Raw genomic sequence first — 5,223 nt, 5'->3', positions numbered from 1 at the left:
ACCCACCGAGAATGTCTAGTCTCCAGAGGCCAGATTTTCTGGTCGGCTGACTGTGGCTTCTCCCGGCCATGCCGCCGCCCGCGGCACGGTGGTGCGCCCGTCGGGCAGGGGATCAGCATGCGGCTGCGGGCGGTTCGACGGTGACCGTGGCTGGCCGGCTCGATCGCCCTCTCCGGCTTGTCGCTCGTACACCGCAGAGGAACGGGTCGCGCCTCAGACCATCAACAACTACCCGACCCAGCCTGCGAACCTGGATCCTGCCCGCCATGGGCGACCTTTCGCGGGTACGCCGAGTCAGTCCGCGGGGCGGGTCGGCACAGTGATCGCTCCGTCGATGATCTGCTTCTTGAACTGTTCCAAGCGGGGTGCCACGTCGGCGACGCGGCCGCCGGAGGTGGCGTACCCGACGCCGTCCATCTTCAGGTCGAACGTGGTGACGCCGGGCTTGAACCTGTTTTCGACCACGGTCTTGACGAAGTCGAAGACCGCGACGTCCACCCGCTTCACCATCGATGTGATGATTACTTCCCGGAGATTGGGCGGAACGACTTCGTGCTGGTCGCTGTCGACGCCGATGGCCCACCGCCCCTTGGCCTTCGCCGCCTGGAACACGCCGATCCCGGAGCTGCCGGCCGCGTGGTAGACGACGTCGGCGCCACGGTCGTACATCGCTTCCGCCGCGGATCTTCCCGCAGCGGGGGCGTTGAAGCCGGAGCACCCCTGCGCGGGCGTCGACAGATAGTGTGTGTCGATCTCGATGTCGGGCCGGACCGCGCGGGCACCGGCCTCGTACCCGGCCTGGAACCGTTTGATCACATCGACCGCGCAGCCCCCCACGAATCCCACGTGCCCCGCGGGGCTCTTCAACGCCGCCGCCGCGCCGACGAGGAACGAGCCCTGCTCGTCGGCGAAGACGAGGTTGGCCACGTTAGCGGCGGTGACGGACGGGTCGTCGACGATGGCGAATCTGGTGTCCGGGCACTCTCCGGCGGCACGGGCCATCGGTCCCGCAGCAGGGTCTGCGCCAGCGTAAGTGAAACCGACGGCGATCACCGCGTCGTAGCCCGCCTGACAGAGCAGCTTCAGCCGGGCGTACTTCTCCTCCTCGGTCTCCGCCTTCTGTGCCTCGACGTCTTTGGTCTGCACGTCGAGCTCCTGCTTCGCCCGGTCGAGTCCGGCGGCGGCCGCGTCGTTGAAGGACTTGTCACCCCGGCCGCCGATGTCGTAGGCCAGGCCGATCCTCACCGTCGTGCGCGTCGTGCTGTTGGAAGGCGCATCCGTGTCGTCGCCGGACCCGCATGCGGACGTAGCCAGCACGACGGTGGTCACCATGGACGCAACCGCCAGGCTTGTCCGCCAACCGTGCCGCAAGACGCTCTCCTCCGCTTGCCGCCCATCTCGACAGCATCAGCATACGGCCCCATTTATCCGCATTTGGCTGTTCGGCTCGGCGGCCGGTCGATCCGTCGCGGTCGGCGGCATCCGCGTCGCGCGGCCTCCTCAGGTCGCGCCGGCCCGCGCCGATAGCAGCCTGGTAACGCTCGGTCTGCGCTCGATCTGGGGGTCTGATGCGAAACATGCTGCTGGCGATGCTCGCCGGTGCCCTCGTGTTCCTCGCTGGTGGCAGCGGCAGCGCGGTGGCGAGCCGTTCCGAGGCGATCAACACCGAGCAGGCCACGCTGTCCCGCCGGTCCGCGATCGCCGCGCAACTCGTCGGACACACCTTCACCCGGGCCAGCTCCATCATTCAGGTCGCCGCTCGCGACTCCTCGTACCTTGAGTTCTACGGCAGCCGCGCGGACACGTCGCCGTCCGCGGAGGAGCGCTATGCGGCGGTCGAGCGGGTCACCGACCAGTTGGTGCACCTCGGACGGATGTACTCGGAGGGCATCGGCGAGGCGAGCTTCATCGACATCTCCGGTCACGAGAACGTGCGGGTGGTGAACGGCCGGTCCGCCACATCCGGCGAACTGGCCGACGACCGGCGCTCCGGGGCATATTTCGGCCCGACCTTCGCCCTGTCGCCGGGTGTGGTGTACCAATCGGTCCCCTACCGCTCGGCGGCCACCGGCGAGTGGGTCATCTCCAGCGGCACGCAGGTATTGACGCCGGACTGGATCAAGCGCGCGATCGTGCACTTCGAGTTGCCCGTGGAGAGCTTCCGCCGGGAGATCGAGAGCATGGGCGACGGCCACCTGGTGATCGTCGATGCTGGGAGCGGTCGCGTGGTGATCGACACCACCCGCGTCCAGGGCGGCGACGAACCGCTCGGCAACCCCGACAACCACCTGTTGAACCCGCTGGTGCGACAGTGGGGCGAGCACGGGCTGGTCCGCATCGACGGTCGGCTGGCCGCCTACCAGCGCATCCCGGCCGATGTCGGCAACGCCAACAGCTGGTACGCGGTCACTTTCGCCCCGGCGCCGACCGGTCCGCTGACCGGGGTGGGCTGGCTACCCAGCGCGGTGATCCTCACCTCGCTGCTGTTGATCACCTACACCCTGTTCGCGCTGGTGCGCGGCGAGTCAGCCCTGCGTACGGCTGCCAACACCGATCCGCTCACAGGGCTGAGGAACCGTCGCAGCCTGGCCGACGACGTACGGCGACGCATCGGCCGGGCCACCAGCGACAACCCGGTGCTGCTCATCTTGAGCGACCTCAACGGCTTCAAGGCGTACAACGACACGCTCGGGCATCCAGCCGGCGACGCCCTCCTGCTCCGCCTGGCCGCCGCGCTGACCGGGGCGCTGGCGGGGCGGGGGACGGCGTACCGTATCGGCGGCGACGAGTTCTGCGTCGTGGCGCAGCCAGGCGCTACCGGCATGGACGAGTTGATGGACGTCGTCGACCAGGCGCTGCGGGCGGACGCCGATTTGGTACCGGTCTGCGCGTCGCACGGCCTCGTCGTCCTCCCCGACGAGGCCGCCGACTTCTCCACCGCCATGAAACTCGTCGACGAGCGCATGTACGAGCAGAAACGGGCGAGCCGGCAGGCCCGCAGCGGCGGGGGCCAGCCGACCGGCGCCTGAGTGGGGCGGGGTCGGCAACCCGGCAAGGACCTCTCCTGCCATGCCGACGAGTTGTCGAAGTACGCCTGCACACGCGGTACTGACGTGCTGGTGCGCGACGGCAGCTGCTTTCTACGCCTCCTGCAGGAACGGCGTGAGGTGCCTACCGTGGCGCCCGGTTCGACACCAGACATCGATGAACGTGACACTGGAAGAGTCGTGGTCGCCGTCGGAGGCTTGACGCGATCCGGGACAATTCCCGCCATGATCGAGATCCGGGATCTGACGAAGACGTACGGGAAGGTAGCCGCTGTCCGTGACGTCACGTTCACTGCCGCGCCCGGCCGGGTCACCGGCCTGCTCGGGCTCAACGGCTCCGGCAAGAGCACCACGCTGCGGATCCTGCTGGGCCTGACCCGGCCGACCCGGGGCGTCGCGCTGATCAACGGTCGACGCTACCGAGAGCTGGACCATCCGGTACGGCACGTCGGCGCGGTCATCGAGCAGGGCCTGAGCCATCCCGGCCAGTCCGGGTACGCCCACCTGCGCACCCAGGCGCTACTCGGCGGTTTCCCCCGGGAGCGGGTCGGGCGGTTGCTCGAGTACGTGGGCCTGGAGGACGCTGCGACCAAGCGGACCGGCGACTACTCGCTCGGCATGAAGCAGCGCCTGGCGGTGGCGACGGCCCTGCTCGGGGAGCCGTCGGTACTCGTGCTCGACGAGCCGGTCAACGGCTTGGACCCGCCGGGCATGGCCTGGCTGCGCGATCTGCTGATGGCGCACGCGGCGGGCGGCGGAACCGTGCTGATCTCCAGTCATCTGCTCGCCGAGCTGGAGCACTTCGTCGACGACGTGGTGATCATCGGCCAGGGCCGGATCCTGGCGTCGGGAACGCTGGCCGAACTGACCGGTACGGCGCGGCTGCGGGTGCGCGGCGGTGATCCGGAACGACTCGCAGCGGCCTTCGAGCACCACGGCGCGACAGTGGCGCCCGACGGACCGGTGCTGTTCGTCTCGGGGCTCAGCTTGGAGCAGGTGGGCGACATCGCGCTCGCCGCCCGGGTCCCGGTCTACGAGCTGGTGGCCGAGGCCCAGCACTTGGAGGACATCTTCATGAGCGTGTCGGAGGCCCGATGATCGTCGTCGTCCGCAGCGAGCTGTACCGCAGCGTGAGCATCATGTCGTCGTGGCTCGCGCTGATCGGGTTCGCCTTCATGGCGGCTCTGGTCGGCTGGTTCAGCAAGGAGGCCTGGTCGCTCTTCGCCGGGCTGGGCGCCTTCGGCATCGCGGTGACTGTGACCGCCCAGCACTACCAGCACCGGACCATGGTGTCGGTGTATCTGAACCACCCGCACCGCTGGCGGGTCCTGATCGCCCAGTGCGTGTCCGCGGCCGTGCTGGGCACCCTGCTGACCGCCGTCAGCGGGCTGGCGGTGCTGCTCAACGACAACGCCGTCCACTACCGGTCGACGGTCCTGGTGGCGCCGGTGATGGCGGTGTTCGGCACGCTGTGCACGGCCGTGCTGCGGCATCCGATGCGGCTGCTCGCTGTCGTTTTCGCCTGGCTGCTGTTCGCCGAGGGGTTGATCAACCGGATGGGGATCGGGCTGCCGTTCGCCTCGTTCGCGATGGCCTCCGCCGGCAACATCAAGGCGCTGCTGTACGTACTGGCCTGGACCGGCGCGGCGATTCCGGCTGCCGTCTGGGCGATCCACCGGGACCTTTCCAGCGACTGAGACTCGTGGGCCGGAGGAGGCGACCCCGCCGGGGCCAGGCCCGGTGCTGGTCGGGGTAGATGAGGGCCCCGTTCGCAACACGCTGGCATCTGCGCGGGCCGGTCGGGCAGCGTATCGCTCGTGGTCTCGGCGGATGAGGAGCCAGGTGTACGCGCCATGGTGTAACGGTATCGATAACGATGACAGTCAGGATCGTCCTCTAACGGCACGCCCCACGCAGGTGCGGTTGGCCGGCGTGCGACAAGCGGGCCTCTACCGAGCGGCTGCGGTCAGTGCAGTGCTGGCCGCGTCTCTGGGGGGATCGGAGCGAGTTGCCGGCAGCCGTGCCGGTGTCTTCAGTTTCCGCGTTGACGACACGCCGGCCCGGCGGAGACGTCGGTGTCACGATCGATGAACAACTGGCCTGAAAAGGTATGACGTGGGTTACGGCACTTGGTCGAGTCGCCGCCTCGAGTTGCTCCGCCGTGACGGTAGAGGGG

General features: G+C 68.8%; 4 protein-coding genes. 3 read left to right on the top strand and 1 reads right to left on the bottom strand.

Annotated features, from left to right (window positions below):
- Positions 1-294 precede the first annotated feature (294 nt).
- On the bottom strand, positions 295-1,332 hold the full coding sequence (locus Asi03nite_RS37150) for a BMP family lipoprotein (protein WP_203685212.1): 1,038 nt from the start codon (positions 1,330-1,332) through the stop codon (positions 295-297).
- A 236-nt stretch (positions 1,333-1,568) separates the two neighbouring features.
- Here Asi03nite_RS37150 and Asi03nite_RS37145 point away from each other — a divergent pair, with 236 nt between their 5' ends.
- The 3 genes from Asi03nite_RS37145 (at position 1,569) to Asi03nite_RS37135 (ending at position 4,744) form a co-directional block, all read left to right on the top strand.
- On the top strand, positions 1,569-3,029 hold the full coding sequence (locus Asi03nite_RS37145; protein ID WP_203685211.1) for a sensor domain-containing diguanylate cyclase: 1,461 nt from the start codon (positions 1,569-1,571) through the stop codon (positions 3,027-3,029).
- A gap of 243 nt (positions 3,030-3,272) precedes the next feature.
- On the top strand, positions 3,273-4,145 hold the full coding sequence (locus Asi03nite_RS37140) for an ABC transporter ATP-binding protein (RefSeq protein ID WP_203685210.1): 873 nt from the start codon (positions 3,273-3,275) through the stop codon (positions 4,143-4,145).
- A complete protein-coding gene (locus Asi03nite_RS37135) occupies positions 4,142-4,744 on the top strand; it encodes a hypothetical protein (RefSeq protein ID WP_203685209.1) in 603 nt (200 codons plus the stop codon). Before Asi03nite_RS37140 ends, Asi03nite_RS37135 begins: the two co-directional genes overlap by 4 nt.
- The last annotated feature ends 479 nt before the right edge of the window (positions 4,745-5,223 follow it).

It is taken from the genome of Actinoplanes siamensis, assembly GCF_016862395.1.
GTDB classification, from domain to species: domain Bacteria; phylum Actinomycetota; class Actinomycetes; order Mycobacteriales; family Micromonosporaceae; genus Actinoplanes; species Actinoplanes siamensis.
This window is presented reverse-complemented; position numbering and strand designations above follow the sequence as displayed.